Consider the following 16730-nt stretch of genomic DNA (forward strand, 5'->3'; position numbering starts at 1 on the left):
TGTGGGCAATGATTTCTTCGTTGTCATTCGTGAATAAATCCATTTTCAACAGTTTTGTACGGCTGTCCGGCTTCTAGCAAAGCCTGTACATCCGAGATTTTATAATAGTTCTTGCGGTTCAGTTTGGAGTAAGGCAGCAAGCCCTTGTCCTTATAGGTCTGCAAAGTCCTTTTGGTAATGTTCATCATCAAGCACACTTCCTGGTTATCGAGCCACTTCTCTTCTTTAAAAATGTGTGTATATTTCTGCGTGGCATTTTCGGTCAGTTCCAAAAGTTCCTTTAGCTCATTTTTCATTCCGTCCAGTACGGATTTTTGTATTGCGATAACTTCCATATTTGCTCAATTTTGCTGTGGAAGTCGAATTTATATAGGCTTAATGCAGCATTGCAGAATGTTGCAGTGTTTGGCTTTAAAAGGTAGTGTTTGGCGGGTTACTATCCCGTCTTAACAAAAAATCGGATAACCTTTTGAGCTATCCGATTTCCTTTCAAACTGTATAGTATAATACTTATTTGCGTTGTGCTGGTTGTTCGGTTTGTACCGCTTGTTTCTCCTTATCTTTTTTTTCACGGGAATACACCCATATTGATAACAGTCCGTATATAATAAATGCATAGGCTACCCATTTGCCCACCCTTTCAATAAATTTAATGAAGACAGAACTTTCATAAGAAGAGAAGCCTTCGCCACCCATAGGGCTGCGCCTGTAAAACTTTCTGCGGTTAATCCAGTAACGAAGACCCAAACCTGCAACCAAAAATATTATCCCTATTACCAATGATGCGACCATAACAAAAACACTTTAAATCTACTTTTTAAATTTACGAAAATTTTCGCTTAGACAACCTCCAAAAAAGAAATCCTGCTTTATCGGCAGGACTTCTTTTGCGCTTAATCCGTATTGTTAAACTGGAAACTTATTTGCTTTTCGTTCCCGAAGCTGTCCGAAATCCAAACATCAAAGGACTGTGATACGGCAGACGTTGATGTGTAGTACAACCTGAACTGCTCCGTAGGCAACTGGTAGAGATCATTCGGCAAGTATGGCGGTTCATCATAGTAGCGCAATGTACCTTGCCCGTCAAACTGGAAATAGCGCAGGTAGTATTGCGTATTGCTGTAATTGCCTGTACGCTGTATGGTAATGCGTATTTCTACCGTCTGCCCGTTGGCAACGTCTTTGGGTACTGGCATCACATTAACCTCGAAAGGAAAATCTTTTCGAATTTCGAGTTCATCATCTTTGCTACAAGATACCAAAGAAACCGAAGTTGTGAGGATTGCTAAGAGTAGATATATCGGCAGTAATCCTATTCTGAATTTATTGAATATTGCTATCATCGTTTTTTACGTTTTAAAAGTTAAACCTTAATCCCAGACCTGCGGACGGTCGGAACTGTTCCAGATCCGTACCCCAAAGAACCTTTGTACGCCCTTGCAGGACAAGTACAAAACGGTCTGACAGGTACGTTTCAAATGTGAGCCGTCCGCCAGCTCCGTAAATGAAATTGTCCTCGCTCAATATCTTTGCTCCGTCATACAAAATTGTTTCGCCACGATTTATATTTTCATAACCCACGACGCCTATTATGCCAAAATTCAGCGTGATGTTTTTTCGGGTATCACCCAGCAGGAAAAAGCTGTAGCCGCCCTCTGCGGTATAAGTTTCCTGCGGTATACGGACGTCTTTGTAGTTGTGGTATTGGTGGGTATATTCTAATGCCCAAAGCTGGTAATTGCCGTTTTTGCCGTTTACGGTCATAGCAAGACTGATATAATAATCGTTACCGATTTTATCATCGGATAGTATGCCTGTGCTTACTTCCAATCCTTTCTGCTTAGGCAGCATCCTTTGTGCCTGTGTAACCGTGATGGCCACAAAGAGTAGCATCACAGTATAGATATACTTTTTCATTTTATTAATATTGTTTTAAAAGGTTATTAAAATTTCAGGTGCATATCGTTTATCAAACGAGCTTTGATTAAGTCGGAATTTTCCACCTGAAGCGTTTGATGTCTGCCTCCGTTCTTCTCGAAAATCTCAATCAACAGAACCTTGTCATCAGCAATGGTAAACTGGTCTAACAGGAACACGTTTTGCTCAGTTAATTTTCCACCAATCTCATCCAATGGCTTGTAAGTACGAAGCGGTATCATTGGGCGTTCCTGTACTACGGTACGCTTGGCTACTTTTTTGTCCACTACCTTGAAATTGACAAAATCAATTTGAAACGGCACATTGGTTTTATTTCTTAATTCCGTATGGAAATAGTATTTGCCGTTGTGGATGTAAATACCTTTGAGGATAAACTGGATACCGAAGCTTTTAGCTCCGATATGCTTTACAATACGCTTGTCTTTTTTGTAAATGGTTTCCAAAAGCAAGCCAGCCAATGAGGGAGAATTGTTGCCCAATTCTTCAAAAAGTACATCGTTTCCGTTGGCTTTGTCTACTGCCTTTTGCATTGTCAGCAGGTCATAGCTCATCACTTCAGGATACCCACTGTAATACACATTAAAGCTGTAAAAACGCCCGTCATTGGTAATCACGGAAAAATTGGTTTCTGTTTCAAAGTCCCTTACCGATGCTTTTACACGCAATACATTTTCTGCATCTTCAGCTTTACCTGCTATCAGGTACTCACTTCCCAAATCCACATATCGAATGGCAGTCGGGAAAATCAAATGCGAAGTTTTATCGTAGGTAACCTCCATATGGTAAGGTTCTATCTTGCCTAATACAAGCGGAGTTCTGATGCTGTCCTGTGCATAAGATTGTATGGCAAAGCCGAGTATCAGGGCAAATGCCCAAAAGGTTTTTAAATGATTTTTCATTTTTCTATTTATTTGAGTTCAACATTATTTTTTTGACACAAGAAAGACCTGATGTCCTGCTTTTAGTGTAACTTTTGGTGTTCTTACTTTTTTGGCGAAATAGCCCGAAATACCCTGCACCACACCACGGCTAAGGTCTGCAGCAACCTGCTGACCGGCATTCTGCGTAAGCATTACACTGGTTCCTCCTGTCTGGCTCATATTGCCAGCCATTTCGGTAAGGGCGTTCATTTCGGGTGAATACGGAACGTACAAGCCCTGCTGTCCGTCCAGATCGTAAATGGTAATATCTACTGGGATGATATTGCCCTCCAGTTCTATCGAGGTAACTTTTAGTTGCAGCCTGCCATTCTGAAATTTGGCATTAGCCGTTACAACCGTACCCTTTGGTATAGTACGTTGCAGCGTTTGGGCAGGCTCTAACAATCGTAAACGTACACCCGCTTCGCCCACTACCGTTTGCGCATCGTGTACACAGGCTTTGATACTGTTCTTAGGCTGCACAACCTGTTCGGTAGATCCTGCGGTATAAAAGCCCCTGTTTTTGGTTTGGCTCCAGTCGGCTGCAAAGGCACTGTCTGATGGTTCACGGTACAAGGCAGATACGGTGTTCTTTCTTGTGGGCGTGAACGATACAAAATGCTCTTTCTGATTTGCACCCGCAGCCGCCGGGTTTGCACCGCTGGCAGGTACTGCATTCCCGTTATTGGAATTTTGCGGCAAATACTTAGCAGCCATTTCGTAAGATTTCTCCATTAGCTTCAATTGGTCATCAACCGTTGCCACAGGTGGCACTTCTCTTTCCGATAACTTTGCTTTCAGTTCGTCCACCTGCCTGCGGAGTTCCGTTGCTTCCGAATTGTCGTCCTGATAGAATGAACCCAATGTGCTTTGCATATTGCGGTAGCTGTTCAATCCTGCATTGCCGTTCCTGCCGGAATTTCTGCCACCGCCAAATCCGTAGTCTTCCTCTTCTTCAGGAAGCGGCTCATCGGTCGGCTCTTCCTTGTCTTCAGTATTCCAGTAGTCGGAAAGCGTGGCTAAGGCGTTGCGCTTTTCCTGCTCTTTACGTTCGAGCATTTCCTGCTCATACGCCTTGCTTTTGTCGTCGGGCATTCCTGCGCCGGTAGCCTGCGGCACGGCATCGTTCAGCCCTACGTTTTCGATTGCCTTTTTATCTTCGGATGGTTTAAATATGAGGTACATACAACCAAGGAAGACAACCGCCATCAAGCCGAAGATTAAGGGCTTTTTGAGCTTTTCCTTATTGCTCTTATTGCTATCGGGCAGGTTTGATGCACCGTTTTGGCCTTCCCCCTCAACGAGAAAGCTGACCCTTTTTTCATTTTCTTTCATAAATCCTATTTTTTAAAATTGTTGATACACTATCCTGCAACCTTGCAGGATTTTCACTTTTTAGGATAGGGTTCTCGATATGCCTGATGTGGATAGCATCGTTAGGCTTACCCGTATCGTACACCACTTTGCCGATAACCCCTGCGGTCAGCAAGAGATAACCCACAAAAAAGTACAGGGTATATTGATGCTGTTTGCGCACTGGCAATGCCCGCCAACGCTCGTCGAGCGTATCGAAATACCTATCCATAGTTGCTCTTATTTTTTTCATATCTGAATGATTTTCGGTTATCGCATTCTAAACTGCCTGTTCCGGGGCGACACCTGTTGTTTAGGCTTGTCTGACACCTGGGCAATGGCTTCCTTTCTTGTCGGAACCGAATTGGTGGAGAGGTCTGTCAGTTTGGATTGCTTCAATAATTGCCCGTACTGGTCTATCCTTTCAATATTCATTTTCTGTACATCAAAAAGACCGTCTTCATACTTTACCCACATATTACACTCAACCTTTGGCTTGTCATCGCCATTCCATTGCAGATAGGTTGTCAGCATCAGGATATTAGGCAGCATCGGTTTATCCATCCCGTTTTTACAAGCCTCTAAAAACCTGCTGATGCTGTATTTGATTTTGTCGGCATAAGCCGCCTCCGTTTGAAAATATCCGTCGTACCCTTTATCGGTCAGGGTTTTTGCGAATGTGTCTAAATCAAGTGCTTGTTTCATATCCGTAATTTTTTAGCGTTCGATGACCTCAACATCCCTGTTTTCTACCACCGCAAATTTTTCGATGTTAAAGCCCTGCGGGTTGTTGTCGGAGCGAACGGAGTTAACGAGATAGCAGGAAGTAATCAGGTTACGCCTTGTTACGTTGCTTGACCTGATAATGAACTGTTTGGCATAGGTGCGCACCGCATAAGGATAGGTGTCGAAGTTGCACACCACACTATCTACCTCAATGCGCTGTTGTACGTTCCCCGAAATAATCCTGCTGTAATAACCCTTTTCCGATAAGTCTTTGTAATAATCAAAAGCACTTTTGTCCGCAAGGTTAAATGCCCTGCTCATATTGCTTTCAATAGCGTTCTTATCAGGTGCAAGCGTAAAAAAAAGCTCATGGAAACGTCTGACGTGTTCCCTTGCTTCTACGGGACGGTTGATGCTGGCATCCTGCGATAAGGCAAGCATCAGGGATTTGCCATTATCCAGTACATAGATTTTTTGGCGTTGCTCTTCTGCAAAGCGGTAGGACTGCCATACGGCATATCCTACCACACTGGTGCAGAGAACAGAAAACACAATGGCATACAAACGTATCTGCCTAAAGCTGTTTTCGATATTTCTTAGCGTTTTAAATTCCATTTTTTGAATGATTAATTGTTTATTTATTCATCAGCTTGCCGCCAATATTTCCAATGGTCGAACCCGCTCCGGCTCCGGCGATGTTCCCGGTCTTCATTGCGGTTTGGTTTACATTGCGGCTAAAGTTTCCTGCGCCTCCGGCTTGGATTACCCAACCTGTTACTGTCGGTATTGTGAAGTAGCCGATGATGCCGATTATCATAAAAATGATGTACACGGTATTGCTGGTATCAGGTATATAGGTCGGGTCGGCAAGCATCGCTATATCCCTTTCGAGTATGAGGGATTGTATTCTTGCCAGCATCGAGCTGAACAAGTCCGAAACGGGTAGCCATAGATATACGCTGATGTACCTTGTGAGCCACTGCGTGAGTGTGGACTGAAAGCCGTCCCATACGGAAATAGCAAAGGCTATTGGTCCGAGTATGGAGAGGACAATCAGGAAAAACGTTCGTATGGTATCAATGACCAAAGCCGCCGCCTGAAAGAGTATCTCCAACAGATTGCGAAACCAATCCTTTAGGGCTTTCTCCATTTTATAAGCACCCCTGTCCATATACATTCCCGCCATTGTTCCAATGTCGGACGGCGACCAACCCAGTTCGTCCAGTTTCTTATCAAACTCTTCGTCTGATACCATATAAGCGGTTTCGGGGTTCCTGACCATCGCCTCGTATTCCAATTGATCTTTCTGCTCTTGCAGCTTGTTCAGGTCAAGCACCTGGTCTTCGAGTATGGCATGTGTTCCGGTAACGACCGGGCTTAATACTGCATTGATAGTTCCCAAAACCATAGTCGGAAAGAACATAATACACAGCCCCAAAGCGAACGGGCGCAGCAACGGAAACATATCAATAGGTTCGGCACGGCTTAAAGCCTGCCAAACCTTTAATGCCACATAGAACAACGCACCCAATCCCGCCAATCCCTTAGCCACCGCCGCCATATCGCCCGCAAGAGGCATCATATCGTCATAAAGCGACCGCAGGAGTTCGTGAAGATTATCCCATTCCATATTTACCAGTATTTTTGGTTAGCAGTTCCGTAGAGGTCGAGCACTCTTTTGGCATCGTTTTTCTTTTTCGCTCTTAGGTAGCTTACAGAAATGTTCTTATTGGTGTAGTAGCGTACAAGGCTGTGGTAATCCTTTACCTCTTTGTACACACGGTCAATAATATCCATCCGTTCTTTGTCGTTCAGCGAAAGGCTTGAAGAGGTTACAATCTGCTTTAGCTCTTTGAGCAGTTCGGTACTTTCATTGAGCAGTGCCGAGTAACCGTTACCGATGGCGACCAATTCCTGCGGTGTAAAATTGGGGTCGTTCATCATCTTGCCGAAGTTCTGCACATATATTTCGGACACATCGCCCACCAACAAAACCGTTTGCTGCACCTTACGGGCATCTTTCACAAGGTTGTTGATGGCTTTGAGCTTGTCGTAATACTCTTTTCCCTGCTCGTACACTTTCTTCACTTCGTTGAAGTTCTTAACCACGTTGCTCACGGTTGAAGAAGTCTGTATGATTTCGTTGGCAGAGTTGATAATCCCTGATGCCAGGTTTGCAGGGTCAGTAACTACAAACTGGGCTTTTGCTGACGGTGCTACGGCGAGCATCACTGCCGTACACACCAGATACAATACTTTTTTCATTGTTCTGAAATTTTAAATGTTAATGACTATTGATTTGAATTGTCCCGCCTTTGCATTGCGATATGCTTAATGGCGAGTTCTACGTTACCGTCGAGTTCCGCAGCAAGCTGCATCACTTCCATTTTTTCGGTTTCTTCCGTCGTGTATGCGAGATATTCCTCCAGACTAACTTCGGTGGCATATACTGCCGAGTGCGTACCACCCAAGCCAATCCAAACCTCTTTGTACAGGCGGCTTGCATCGTTGTTCATATTGATGGAAAGTACCTGCCCTTTCTCTTTGTCGGTAAGCCCCAACATCGCCTGTATATCATCAAACTTGTTCATATACTTGCGTTGGTCAAGCAGGATTTTACAGTCGGAGTTATTGATGATACTTTCTTTCACGATGGGCGATTGGATAATATCATCGACCTCTTGCGTTACGACAATGGCTTCTCCGAAAAATTTCCTTACCGTTTTGAACAAATACTTAATGTATTCCGCCATTCCCTCTTTCGCTATCGCTTTCCAAGCCTCTTCAATCAGGATGAGCTTGCGAATACCTTTCAGGCGGCGCATTTTATTAATGAACACCTCCATAATGATAATAGTGACTATGGGAAAGAGGATTTTATGGTCTTTTATGGCATCAATTTCAAACACGATAAAACGTTTGGAAAGCAGGTCTAACTGTTTATCGGAGTTGAGCAGGTAATCGTACTCACCGCCCTTGTAATAGGGTTCAAGCACGTTCAGGAAATTGGCAATGTCAAAGTCTTTTTCCCTTACCTGCTTTTCTTCCAGTACCTTGCGGTAATCGCCTTTTACATACTCATAGAAGCCGTTGAACGACGGGTACACATCGTCCGTTTTGATACGTTCGATGTAACCCGAAACAGCGTTGGATAAAGCAACCTCTTCCGAACGGGTTGGTGGCTCATCATCACGTTTCCAAAGCGTAAGTATCAAAGTCTTGATACTTTCCCGCTTCTCAATATCGAACACGCCATCATCGGTATAGAAAGGGTTAAAGGCGATGGGATTGTCTTCGGTGTAAGTGAAGTAAACACCGTCTTCGCCTTTCGTTTTTCCTTTGATGAGTTCGCATAATCCCTGATAGGAGTTACCCGTATCTACCAACAGCACGTGTGCACCCTGCTCATAATACTGGCGCACCATATGGTTTGTGAAGAAAGATTTTCCCGAACCTGACGGACCAAGTATGAACTTGTTCCGGTTCGTGATGATACCCCGCTTCATAGGCAGGTCGGAAATATCCAAATGGATAGGTTTTCCGGTAAGCCTGTCAGCCATCTTGATACCGAACGGCGAGGGCGAATTGTGGTAGTTTGTTTCTTCCGTGAAGAAGCACAGGGCAGGTTCAATGAACGTGTAAAAACTTTCCTCTGCGGGAAAGTCGCCCGCATTGCCGGGCATTCCTGCCCAGTACAAAGTGGCTACGTCCGTTGTGTTGTGGCGTGGCTTGCACTCCATCAGTGCCAATGCACTACCGCAATCGTTCTTTAGCTGTTTGAGTTCCGCAGGGTCTTCCGACCACGCCATAATGTTGAAGTGCGCACGGATAGAAGACAGCCCGAAGCTGTGCGCTTCGTTCAGGTACTTTTCTATCCACTCTTTGTTGATTTGGTTGGCACGGCTGTAACGAGCCAGTGAGTGCATATTCCTTGCGGACTTCTCAAACTTTTGCAGGTTGTCTTCGCTGTTATCCAAAAACAAATACTGATTGTAGATGTGGTTGCAGCTAAGCAATAAACCCACAGGTGCGGCGAATGACAAACGGCAGTCGCTCCGGTCGGTGGACAGCTTTTCAAAACGGGTATCTGCCGATACCGTTCCGGGCAAATCGTCCGTATCGGAAAGCGTGTGCAGGCTTAACCTTTTGCTGCCTATGCGTACTTCTTCGGTTCCGAGTGCGATGTCCTGCATCGGTGTTCCGGCTCCCCTCGATAACGTGAGGTACTGCTCCAGTAATCCCTGCGTGTCTTCGGTTCCGATAAGCTCATCTTCGGTAAGCCGTTTCAGCGTTATAAAACCACTATCGTTCACGATACGCTCAAACTGGGCGACCGCTTCCATAAAGCGGTGTATCGTTTCCTTATTCCTGATTTCCTTTGGTATCAGCGTGCCTTTGCAAAGCGAACTGAAGTTGCTTTGCATCCGCATTCTTTCCTTAGAGGTCTTCGTAAGGAACAGGTAACAATAATGGTTTAAGAATGGTCGCTCGTTAAAATGGCGTTGGTAAGACTTTGATAAAAAGCTCTGGTCTTCCTGTGCCAAATCGGGCGCATAGTTCTCTTTGATGTACCAATCCTGTTTGTGAATGACCGTAAAATCAGGCAGGGTTTTAATCGCCTTGTGCCAAGCGGAGTGTATGGCTTCGTATTCTGCCGATGCCACCGTGAACAGTTCCGGCAAACGCACTTCAAAGCAGGCGGTAATGTCCGCATCTTTGGAAAGGATGCAGTTGTTTTCTACTGCCAACAATGGAAATTTGTTCTCCAGTGTGGTAGTCTTTGCTACATTTCTCATAGGGCTTTCGGTTTAGGCGTGAATTTTAAATAGCGGTGTACTGGCTTGCGGCAGATGATGAAGCGGGGATGCCGTTTATTAGCTGCTATTTTCATCAGCCCGTGTTCGCCGTACTTCCTGTTCAGCGAAAAGGTCTGCCATACAATGAGCGATGCGCCGCCTGCTCCGAGGAAAAGGCAGATGTAAGAGTTTACGCCTGCCATATACAGTATCATTACGAAGATGAGCGTACCGAGCAAGCCACCCGCAAAAATGAAGAGGTACTGTGCTTTCAGTCCTTTGAACTCAACCGTTCTCCCGATGCCTTTATTGATATTGTAATTCATAAGGCAAGGGATTATAGGAAGAATGAACGCAGGATAGTAGCTGCTACAATCAAGAAGATACACGCACCGAACCACGAAGCCGCAGTTTTGCTCGTGTCGGGGTCGCCCGAACTGAATTTGTTGTACACCTTAACGCCCCCGATTAAGCCCACGACCGCACCGATGGCGTAGATTAACTGGGTTGCGGGGTCGAAATAACTTGTTACCATTTGGGTAGCTTCGTTGATACCTGCCGAGCCGTTTCCCTGTGCGAATGCACCAATTCCTGACAGCATTGCCACTGCTGCCAGCAAAACTTTTTTTCTTTGTTTTTCCATAATTGAAACACATTAATTTGTTACTGTTTATCCCGCACCTTGCGAGCTTTCGGGACAAATGTCTTGTGGAAAAAGATGTGTTACCGTAAAGTGGCAGTCAGAGGAAGTGTTTGGCTGTGAGTGGCTTTGCAACTGGTGTTTGAGCAAAAAAAAACGCCAGACTTTTTACAGTCTGACGTTTACTAACCCGGCTTTTCATTTACATCTTTCGCCCTTTTTTTCGCTCTGGCTTTTCGATTTTTTGTTGCATCTTTTCTTCTTTGAGATTGCTTTTTATCAAACCCGCAAGAAAGGTTTTTTCCCAGGGAATTTGCTTTGCTTCAAATTGTAATTTCAAGACTTGATTATCCAGTCCGTCCGCAAGTCCAAATCCGTAATGCCTGTTCCATCCAATCCGGTCAAGCAATCTTTCAGAGGGAAATTGTACCGCTATTAAATCTTTAGGTAGCTCTTTGATATTCCGGTAGTCCGGTTCCTGAAATTCGTGTGTCTTTGGATTGTAGGGAATGGTGTAGGTTCTTTTATCTTGGTCATAGTAGTTTTGTATATCCGAGAACACAATGCCTTTAGAAAGAAAATCATCTTTGGGTCGCAGTTTATCCATTCGCATATCAATATAAAATATATGCCCTGCAATATCTACTGTAGGTAATATACCCTTGTTTACACGTAAGTCAAAGGCTTCCTGACTATGCAGTATTTCATCAGTAATTTTAATATGATAAAAATCCCACGGCACAGCCTTTGCTGTATAGTGTACTGAAAGGTTATCATAATACAACAAGTCCCTTTTCGGATTATAACCATATTCGAGGCTCGTTCCTATGGGGTCAAGATAAGCGAGGTTAGGTACTTCTAATATTACACGGTCTATCGTTCTGTCACTGCTGCCATCACTTATAACATCAGCCACTCTGTTTTCGCTGATATTATAAAACAGATGATAAACACCGTCATCTTCATAGTACAAATCGTAATGAAATTGATTTAAAAATATTTCTTCTCCTTTGCCGTCCTGTGGGCGCAGCATATTATTCATTACATCTATCTCATATACCTTTCCTGCCAAATCAATTGTAATAGGCTCACCGTTTAATCTCCTATTATATATGTCTTGATTAACCATAATTTCAAAATCACTTTTCTGCTCGATCTCCTGTAGTGTACAGCCGTATTTACGGCACATTCCTTCGGGGTCAATCTCACCTATACGTGGAATTTTGACAGAGATAACAGGGTCATCAATTTTTTGCTTTTTACCCAATATGTCATCAAATACCTCATCAAGAGTTGAAGCGGTCCTAATAAAATGATAGTCCTTGGTAACTGCGCTGTATTCAAATGAGTAGTGAGTACCCTCATCACGCATACGGTTAAAATATATCCTATTGTCTGGATTGTCCTTTTCGATTAGGGCAATGCTGTCTATATCAAATTGAAACGTTGTCCCCTCAATTTCAATTTCCGGCAATGTTCTTTCCATACATTCTTATTTTTAAAAGACCAAGGGTAGTCTATACAAACTCGTCAATGTCAAAATCACTCAAGTCACTTTTCCGCAAGGTGGAAGAACTGTTGTCCGTTTCAGTGGAGAGTGTGTTATCCAAAAGCTCGGCAATTTTTCGGGAAGCACCCTCAATGGAATTTTCCAGTAGACTGAATAATTCAGTTCCCTGTATTTTTTGAACTATGGCAACCGCTGTTTCCTTTTGAGCCTGCTCCAAAACGTCGTTTTGAAGCAGTGCTCCTACGGTGCTTAGTTCGTCGTAGGTAACACCTTGTGCTAAACTGTTATCGCCACCGGATATTCCGTACCTGTTCCATTCTTCTTCCTCTTCCGCCAAATCAGGCATATTACTGAAAACTTCGTCCAGTTCTTCCTGCGGAACTTGCATACCGACGATTTCGTTCTCGTCGTATTCAATGTCTAAATTAGTGGGGTTTATCTCCGGTTCCTGAATTTGGCTTTCATTGGCAGTGTTTGGCTGTGAAAGTCGCATTACAGGTTTGGGCTGCCCCATAATATCGGCCAGGCTCGGATTAACTTTTTCCTTTTTGGGCTTATGCTCCGACCGTTTTTTAATGACAATCTTGTCCTGCAAAAGCAGAGCAATAACGATGAGCAGGCATATTACAATTACTGTTTCCATAGCCTAAAAATTTAGCTTGTCTGAATTGTTATATACTTCTCGCATTTCATCCCCGAAATCATCAAAATGGTGTTGTAGCAGATTGTGTAAGTAATCTGAAAGTGTCAGCTTACCGCCACCGACCATAAATACTAGTTGGGTAAGTTTGTGATGAAACTCTTTGTTGATATACACTGTTTTTCCATTTCGAGCCAAAAAATTTGTTGGCATAAGAAATCTCGTTTTGTATTCAGCCGTACGGGAGGCTTTTTTCGATTTATGTTTTGTGTTTTTCATAATCACATATTTTAGAATAGGGGTTCAAACTTTTCGTTATAATCATCTGTAATTGCCTTTTCAAACAGTTCAAAATGATGTTCCAAAATATTGTCGAGGTAAGCATAAAGAGGTATTTTATCTTTCCCGATAACCTGAACAATACGGGATAACCGTTCGTGGTATTCCTTTCGTATATAAATGCTTTTATCACCTCTTTTCTTCATTTTAGTTGCTTCCAGAAATTCCTGTCCATAGGTTGTTTTCGAGTTATTCCCGGTTACAACCTTTTTTCCTTTTTTACTTGCTTTCTTCATTATATAATAGGTTTAAAACGTTCGTTGAAATAATCTGTAATATCATCGCCAAACTCTCTGAAGTGGTGTTCAAGGATATTGTCAATGTAGGAATAGAGCGTTGTTTTCTCCACCCTTGTCAATTGCACGATGCGGAGCAATCTTTCGTGGTATTCCGGACGAATGTAAACGACCTTGCCGCTACGACCGGACGGAAACCGATTGACCAAAAATGTTTCCTCGTAATCTGCTTTCTTTGATGAGCTGCCTCGGCTTTTTTCTTTGGGCTTCGCCTTGATTTCTTTTGGTTCATCCATCTGCTGATTATTTTGGGGCGGAGTAACAGGCTCGTCGCCACTGATGATATTCATCAAATAATCCTCATCAACATCAGGCTTTTTAAAATTGTTGTTTTTGTTATCTGTGCTCATAGTTTATCGCTTTTATAGATGGGTGATTTTTAAAAATTCCTCGATAAACAAATCCATTTTCGTTGCTTTCAACAGTTGTGTTTCTGCTGGCAGTAAACTTGACCTGAACACATAATTTTCGGTATCGTCTGTTTCCTTTCGGAAACGCTTACTATCCATTATCCTTGTTTCCATTATAGGCAGGTTGAGTTGACGGATGACATTTTGATAAGCCTCATACAAGCCTGTCTTTTCCCTGCCGTCCACTTGGTTCCAGAACAGCCACAACTCTTGCTTGTCATTACCCTCAATGGTTTTCGGGAGTTCAAGAAAGGCTTTGGTAAAGCCCAATGTACTTTCCACCACTAAGCGGTCGGCGGTTATGGGCGAAAAGATAAAGTCCATCATCTTCAAGGTGGTCAATACCCCTTTGGTATTGGCGGTTCCCGGCAAATCAAAGAAAATAACATCGGGAGCAACAGCCGATTGGGTTTCATATTCCGATGCTTTTTCCAAAGCATATTCGGCTTTGCTTTTGATAATCGGATAAGCCTTTTTGTTAATGGTTTGAAACTGCTTCATTGCCGCCCTTTTATGATATTCATTTTGCATTAAGGTCTTCTTATCCCGTTCACGCATATTGGTCAGGCTATGCTGCGGAAAGTCGCAATCCAATACCAAGACGTTAAAACCTAATCGGTAATGAAACATACTTGCCAGCAAAGTGGTCATTGTAGATTTTCCTACGCCGCCCTTTTGGGTGGAGAAGCTGATTTTTAAAGTTTTTTTCTTTGTTTCCATTATTTAAAAATTTATTGTTACACGTTTTACTTGTTTTGCAGATTTAAATATTCCTGCATTTGAATATTCCTTTGTTCACATTTTTCTGCATTGTTTGTAGGGAATATGCCTGTATATTTTTTTGCTTTTCCTACAGCCTTGTCAGATATGTTTCTTGGCAAATGGTTAACTTCACAAATGACAAAATGCTTTACCGCTTTTATGCTTTTACACTTTTATAGTTTTATACTTTTAAAACCTTATACTTTTACTCCAAACTGCCTGTACGCAAATCTTGATTTCTTCCCTGTTTTAATACATTCTTTATTCCCTGCACTAAAACTTTAAGGCAAATAAAGCGAATGATTGACCTGCTACTTGATGAATGGCAGTGTTTGGCCTTCAAAGGCAGTGTTTGTCCGGGTGTCAACTTGCAATACTCTCTGAAAGAGGTCTTTACTTTGTGTAATGATTTTTATTAACAGATTTATGCAAAACCGAATGGACAAAATGGAGGATAACAAGGACGGCATCAAGCCGTTTTTCCCTGTTACATTTAATCCGTCCCGCAGGGCGGATTTTTGTGTTCACCGGAACACGGCAAGTTGTGTTTTGAGCATCTCGAAAACTTTTCCGATGCTCAAAACAACTTGCCCTTGCAGGGGGCGGAAAACGTCCTCCGAAGTCGGCGTTTTTGTATAAATTATAAATGGATTAGTGATGAACGAGAACAGCAAAAAGCAGTTAAAAAAAACAGGTCGCCCACTTAAAAATGACCCTGCTAAAATTCGGTACACGATTTCCTTTAATGAGGAAGAACATACCCGTTTTCTTGCCCTGTTTGACCAATCGGGTATGCAGGTAAAGGCACATTTTATTACGTCCTGCATCTTTGACAAGACCATAAAGACCGTGCAGATTGACAAAGGAACGGTGGACTTTTATATGCGGCTGACCTCTTTTCATAGCCAGTTCCGTGCTATCGGCGTAAACTATAACCAGATTGTAAAGCTGCTGTACAAGAATTTTTCCGAGAAAAAAGCCGCCGCATTCCTGTACAAACTGGAAAAACAGACGGCTGAAATGGCGATGCTTTGTCAGAAAATCATCAAGATAAGCGAGGAATTTGAAGCCAAACACCTGAAAAAATAACGGTAGGAATGATAGCAAAAATCGGAAAAAGCGCAAATTTATACGGGGCGTTGGCATACAATCAGCTTAAAGTGGAGAATGAAAACGGGAAGATTTTGTTTGCTAACAAGATGATAGAAACCGCAAGCGGTCATTATTCCGTAGCACAATTAGCCCAGTCTTTTGCCCCTTACCTGATTGCCAACCGCAATACCGAGAAACATACTTTGCATATTTCGCTCAATCCCGACCCGAAAGACAAGGTAAGCGATGAGAAGTACAGGGAAATGGCAGAAGAATATATGCGGGAAATGGGCTACGGCGAACAGCCTTTTTTGGTATTCAAGCATACCGATATTGACCGCAGCCATATTCATATCGTATCGGTTTGCGTAGACGAACAGGGCAAAAAGATTTCGGATAAATTCGAGAAAATGCGGTCTATGAACCTGTGCCGGGAACTGGAAAGAAAGCACGGTCTGATACCTGCAATGGATAAAGAGCGTAATCAATATGACAGGATTTTTCGCCCGGTAGATTATAAGGCAGGCGACGTAAAGAGCCAAATCGCTTCGGTTGTTCGCCACCTGCCGAACTATTACCAATACCAGACTTTGGGCGAATACAATGCGCTGCTATCCCTGTTCAATATTACCACCGAAAAAGTGGAGGGCGAACTGCACGGAAAAATGCAGCAGGGTTTATTGTATATCCCCTTAAATGAAAATGGCGAAAAAGCCGGGCATCCTTTCAAGGCTTCCCTGTTCGGGAAGAGCGCAGGGCTTCCGGCATTGGAACTGCATTTTGCGAAATGCAAAACGGCTTTGAAAGACCATCCCGGCAAACAAACCCTAAAAGCTGCCGTTACCGTTGCCCTGAAAACCACGAGCGATGAGCAGGCTTTTAAAAAGCAGCTAATGGAACAGGGCATTAACGTGGTAGTACGCCGCAACGATACAGGTCGTATTTACGGTATCACGTTCATAGACCATAATGCAAAAGCGGTTTGGAACGGTTCACGTTTAAGCACGGAACTTTCTGCCAATATCTTTAATGATTATTGGAATAATAATATCAAACCGGATATAAAAGAAGCTGCTGTACCAACTCCCAAACTATCCACATCAAATGATGCGGATCTTCCTGCGGAAGAACCACACCATTTGTTCGACTTCTTATCTGCGGACAAGCACGAAGACGGTTTGATAGAAGCACTGGGCGGATTAATACCGCAAGCGCAGGGCGAAGATTACGAAGAACTGGACTTTGCCAACAAGATGAAGAAGAAACGCAAGCGCAAGAGAGGTCAGCAATAGTATTTAGCCAAATACC

At 43.2% G+C, this 16730-nt stretch carries 22 protein-coding genes; 2 read left to right on the forward strand and 20 right to left on the reverse strand.

The annotated features are described in order from the left end of the window. Window positions 1-23: 23 nt before the first annotated feature. The 20 genes from K319_RS0114640 to K319_RS0114735 all read right to left on the reverse strand — a co-directional run bounded on the left by K319_RS0114640 (window position 24) and on the right by K319_RS0114735 (window position 14288). Complete coding sequence (locus K319_RS0114640; protein ID WP_027384268.1) at window positions 24-335, reverse strand: helix-turn-helix domain-containing protein; 312 nt, start codon at window positions 333-335, stop codon at window positions 24-26. 175 nt (window positions 336-510) lie between these two features. Further along, window positions 511-792: a hypothetical protein gene (locus K319_RS0114645; RefSeq protein WP_027384269.1), complete on the reverse strand. Its 282-nt coding sequence runs from the start codon at window positions 790-792 to the stop codon at window positions 511-513. Window positions 793-893: 101 nt separating this feature from the next. Next, window positions 894-1343: a DUF3872 domain-containing protein gene (locus K319_RS0114650; protein ID WP_027384270.1), complete on the reverse strand. Its 450-nt coding sequence runs from the start codon at window positions 1341-1343 to the stop codon at window positions 894-896. 13 nt (window positions 1344-1356) lie between these two features. Further along, the gene (locus K319_RS0114655; protein ID WP_027384271.1) at window positions 1357-1917 is read right to left on the reverse strand and encodes a conjugal transfer protein TraO; all 561 of its coding nucleotides are present in this window, start codon (window positions 1915-1917) and stop codon (window positions 1357-1359) included. Window positions 1918-1943: 26 nt separating this feature from the next. After that, the gene (traN, locus tag K319_RS0114660; RefSeq protein ID WP_027384272.1) at window positions 1944-2837 is read right to left on the reverse strand and encodes a conjugative transposon protein TraN; all 894 of its coding nucleotides are present in this window, start codon (window positions 2835-2837) and stop codon (window positions 1944-1946) included. A 24-nt stretch (window positions 2838-2861) separates the two neighbouring features. Next, window positions 2862-4193: a conjugative transposon protein TraM gene (traM, locus tag K319_RS0114665; RefSeq protein WP_027384273.1), complete on the reverse strand. Its 1332-nt coding sequence runs from the start codon at window positions 4191-4193 to the stop codon at window positions 2862-2864. Then, window positions 4180-4464: a hypothetical protein gene (locus tag K319_RS0114670; protein ID WP_027384274.1), complete on the reverse strand. Its 285-nt coding sequence runs from the start codon at window positions 4462-4464 to the stop codon at window positions 4180-4182. Before K319_RS0114670 ends, traM begins: the two co-directional genes overlap by 14 nt. A gap of 17 nt (window positions 4465-4481) precedes the next feature. Then, entirely contained in the window at window positions 4482-4916 is a 435-nt protein-coding gene (locus K319_RS0114675; RefSeq protein ID WP_027384275.1) for a hypothetical protein, read from the reverse strand. 12 nt (window positions 4917-4928) lie between these two features. Next, complete coding sequence (gene traK, locus K319_RS0114680; RefSeq protein WP_027384276.1) at window positions 4929-5552, reverse strand: conjugative transposon protein TraK; 624 nt, start codon at window positions 5550-5552, stop codon at window positions 4929-4931. A 19-nt stretch (window positions 5553-5571) separates the two neighbouring features. Continuing rightward, window positions 5572-6567, reverse strand: a complete 996-nt coding sequence (traJ, locus tag K319_RS0114685) for a conjugative transposon protein TraJ (protein WP_027384277.1) — start codon at window positions 6565-6567, stop codon at window positions 5572-5574. Window positions 6568-6569: 2 nt separating this feature from the next. After that, a complete protein-coding gene (locus K319_RS0114690; RefSeq protein WP_027384278.1) occupies window positions 6570-7202 on the reverse strand; it encodes a DUF4141 domain-containing protein in 633 nt (210 codons plus the stop codon). 26 nt (window positions 7203-7228) lie between these two features. After that, window positions 7229-9733, reverse strand: a complete 2505-nt coding sequence (locus K319_RS0114695) for a TraG family conjugative transposon ATPase (protein ID WP_027384279.1) — start codon at window positions 9731-9733, stop codon at window positions 7229-7231. Continuing rightward, on the reverse strand, window positions 9730-10059 hold the full coding sequence (locus tag K319_RS0114700; RefSeq protein ID WP_027384280.1) for a DUF4133 domain-containing protein: 330 nt from the start codon (window positions 10057-10059) through the stop codon (window positions 9730-9732). Before K319_RS0114700 ends, K319_RS0114695 begins: the two co-directional genes overlap by 4 nt. Window positions 10060-10070: 11 nt before the next feature. Then, window positions 10071-10376, reverse strand: a complete 306-nt coding sequence (locus K319_RS0114705; RefSeq protein WP_002979435.1) for a DUF4134 domain-containing protein — start codon at window positions 10374-10376, stop codon at window positions 10071-10073. Between the two features lie 199 nt (window positions 10377-10575). Continuing rightward, window positions 10576-11859, reverse strand: a complete 1284-nt coding sequence (locus K319_RS0114710) for a hypothetical protein (protein ID WP_051230724.1) — start codon at window positions 11857-11859, stop codon at window positions 10576-10578. 31 nt (window positions 11860-11890) lie between these two features. Next, window positions 11891-12376, reverse strand: a complete 486-nt coding sequence (locus K319_RS0114715; RefSeq protein ID WP_449401660.1) for a conjugal transfer protein TraD — start codon at window positions 12374-12376, stop codon at window positions 11891-11893. Between the two features lie 153 nt (window positions 12377-12529). Further along, window positions 12530-12802 (reverse strand): DUF3408 domain-containing protein, encoded by a 273-nt coding sequence (locus tag K319_RS0114720; RefSeq protein ID WP_027384283.1) that lies wholly within the window; start codon window positions 12800-12802, stop codon window positions 12530-12532. 11 nt (window positions 12803-12813) lie between these two features. Continuing rightward, complete coding sequence (locus K319_RS0114725) at window positions 12814-13098, reverse strand: DUF3408 domain-containing protein (RefSeq protein WP_027384284.1); 285 nt, start codon at window positions 13096-13098, stop codon at window positions 12814-12816. Next, the gene (locus K319_RS0114730; protein ID WP_027384285.1) at window positions 13098-13508 is read right to left on the reverse strand and encodes a DUF3408 domain-containing protein; all 411 of its coding nucleotides are present in this window, start codon (window positions 13506-13508) and stop codon (window positions 13098-13100) included. The genes K319_RS0114725 and K319_RS0114730 overlap by 1 nt, the downstream gene beginning before the upstream one ends. Before the next feature lie 12 nt (window positions 13509-13520). Continuing rightward, window positions 13521-14288, reverse strand: coding sequence for a ParA family protein (locus K319_RS0114735; RefSeq protein WP_027384286.1), 768 nt, complete (start codon window positions 14286-14288; stop codon window positions 13521-13523). A gap of 699 nt (window positions 14289-14987) precedes the next feature. On the opposite strand from K319_RS0114735, the gene mobA reads away from it, so the two are divergent. Both mobA and mobB read left to right on the forward strand, forming a co-directional pair. Beyond that, complete coding sequence (gene mobA, locus K319_RS0114745; RefSeq protein ID WP_027384287.1) at window positions 14988-15419, forward strand: conjugal transfer protein MobA; 432 nt, start codon at window positions 14988-14990, stop codon at window positions 15417-15419. Between the two features lie 8 nt (window positions 15420-15427). Continuing rightward, window positions 15428-16714, forward strand: a complete 1287-nt coding sequence (mobB, locus tag K319_RS0114750) for a conjugal transfer protein MobB (RefSeq protein WP_027384288.1) — start codon at window positions 15428-15430, stop codon at window positions 16712-16714. Window positions 16715-16730 lie beyond the last annotated feature (16 nt).

The sequence above is a fragment of the Epilithonimonas caeni DSM 17710 genome (assembly GCF_000426465.1).
GTDB classification, from domain to species: domain Bacteria; phylum Bacteroidota; class Bacteroidia; order Flavobacteriales; family Weeksellaceae; genus Epilithonimonas; species Epilithonimonas caeni.

What these genes read in the sequence shown, in the direction of transcription:
- K319_RS0114725 (WP_027384284.1), bottom strand. Translation starts at nt 13,098, where the DNA reads ATGAAGAAAGCAAGTAAAAAAGGAAAAAAGGTTGTAACCGGGAATAAC.
- K319_RS0114715 (WP_449401660.1), bottom strand. Translation starts at nt 12,376, where the DNA reads ATGCGACTTTCACAGCCAAACACTGCCAATGAAAGCCAAATTCAGGAA.
- K319_RS0114640 (WP_027384268.1), bottom strand. Translation starts at nt 335, where the DNA reads ATGGAAGTTATCGCAATACAAAAATCCGTACTGGACGGAATGAAAAAT.
- traN (WP_027384272.1), bottom strand. Translation starts at nt 2,837, where the DNA reads ATGAAAAATCATTTAAAAACCTTTTGGGCATTTGCCCTGATACTCGGC.
- traM (WP_027384273.1), bottom strand. Translation starts at nt 4,193, where the DNA reads ATGAAAGAAAATGAAAAAAGGGTCAGCTTTCTCGTTGAGGGGGAAGGC.
- K319_RS0114645 (WP_027384269.1), bottom strand. Translation starts at nt 792, where the DNA reads ATGGTCGCATCATTGGTAATAGGGATAATATTTTTGGTTGCAGGTTTG.
- K319_RS0114705 (WP_002979435.1), bottom strand. Translation starts at nt 10,376, where the DNA reads ATGGAAAAACAAAGAAAAAAAGTTTTGCTGGCAGCAGTGGCAATGCTG.
- K319_RS0114675 (WP_027384275.1), bottom strand. Translation starts at nt 4,916, where the DNA reads ATGAAACAAGCACTTGATTTAGACACATTCGCAAAAACCCTGACCGAT.
- K319_RS0114700 (WP_027384280.1), bottom strand. Translation starts at nt 10,059, where the DNA reads ATGAATTACAATATCAATAAAGGCATCGGGAGAACGGTTGAGTTCAAA.
- K319_RS0114695 (WP_027384279.1), bottom strand. Translation starts at nt 9,733, where the DNA reads ATGAGAAATGTAGCAAAGACTACCACACTGGAGAACAAATTTCCATTG.
- K319_RS0114650 (WP_027384270.1), bottom strand. Translation starts at nt 1,343, where the DNA reads ATGATAGCAATATTCAATAAATTCAGAATAGGATTACTGCCGATATAT.
- K319_RS0114720 (WP_027384283.1), bottom strand. Translation starts at nt 12,802, where the DNA reads ATGAAAAACACAAAACATAAATCGAAAAAAGCCTCCCGTACGGCTGAA.
- traJ (WP_027384277.1), bottom strand. Translation starts at nt 6,567, where the DNA reads ATGGAATGGGATAATCTTCACGAACTCCTGCGGTCGCTTTATGACGAT.
- mobB (WP_027384288.1), top strand. Translation starts at nt 15,428, where the DNA reads ATGATAGCAAAAATCGGAAAAAGCGCAAATTTATACGGGGCGTTGGCA.
- K319_RS0114730 (WP_027384285.1), bottom strand. Translation starts at nt 13,508, where the DNA reads ATGAGCACAGATAACAAAAACAACAATTTTAAAAAGCCTGATGTTGAT.
- K319_RS0114710 (WP_051230724.1), bottom strand. Translation starts at nt 11,859, where the DNA reads ATGGAAAGAACATTGCCGGAAATTGAAATTGAGGGGACAACGTTTCAA.
- K319_RS0114690 (WP_027384278.1), bottom strand. Translation starts at nt 7,202, where the DNA reads ATGAAAAAAGTATTGTATCTGGTGTGTACGGCAGTGATGCTCGCCGTA.
- traK (WP_027384276.1), bottom strand. Translation starts at nt 5,552, where the DNA reads ATGGAATTTAAAACGCTAAGAAATATCGAAAACAGCTTTAGGCAGATA.
- K319_RS0114670 (WP_027384274.1), bottom strand. Translation starts at nt 4,464, where the DNA reads ATGAAAAAAATAAGAGCAACTATGGATAGGTATTTCGATACGCTCGAC.
- K319_RS0114655 (WP_027384271.1), bottom strand. Translation starts at nt 1,917, where the DNA reads ATGAAAAAGTATATCTATACTGTGATGCTACTCTTTGTGGCCATCACG.
- K319_RS0114735 (WP_027384286.1), bottom strand. Translation starts at nt 14,288, where the DNA reads ATGGAAACAAAGAAAAAAACTTTAAAAATCAGCTTCTCCACCCAAAAG.
- mobA (WP_027384287.1), top strand. Translation starts at nt 14,988, where the DNA reads ATGAACGAGAACAGCAAAAAGCAGTTAAAAAAAACAGGTCGCCCACTT.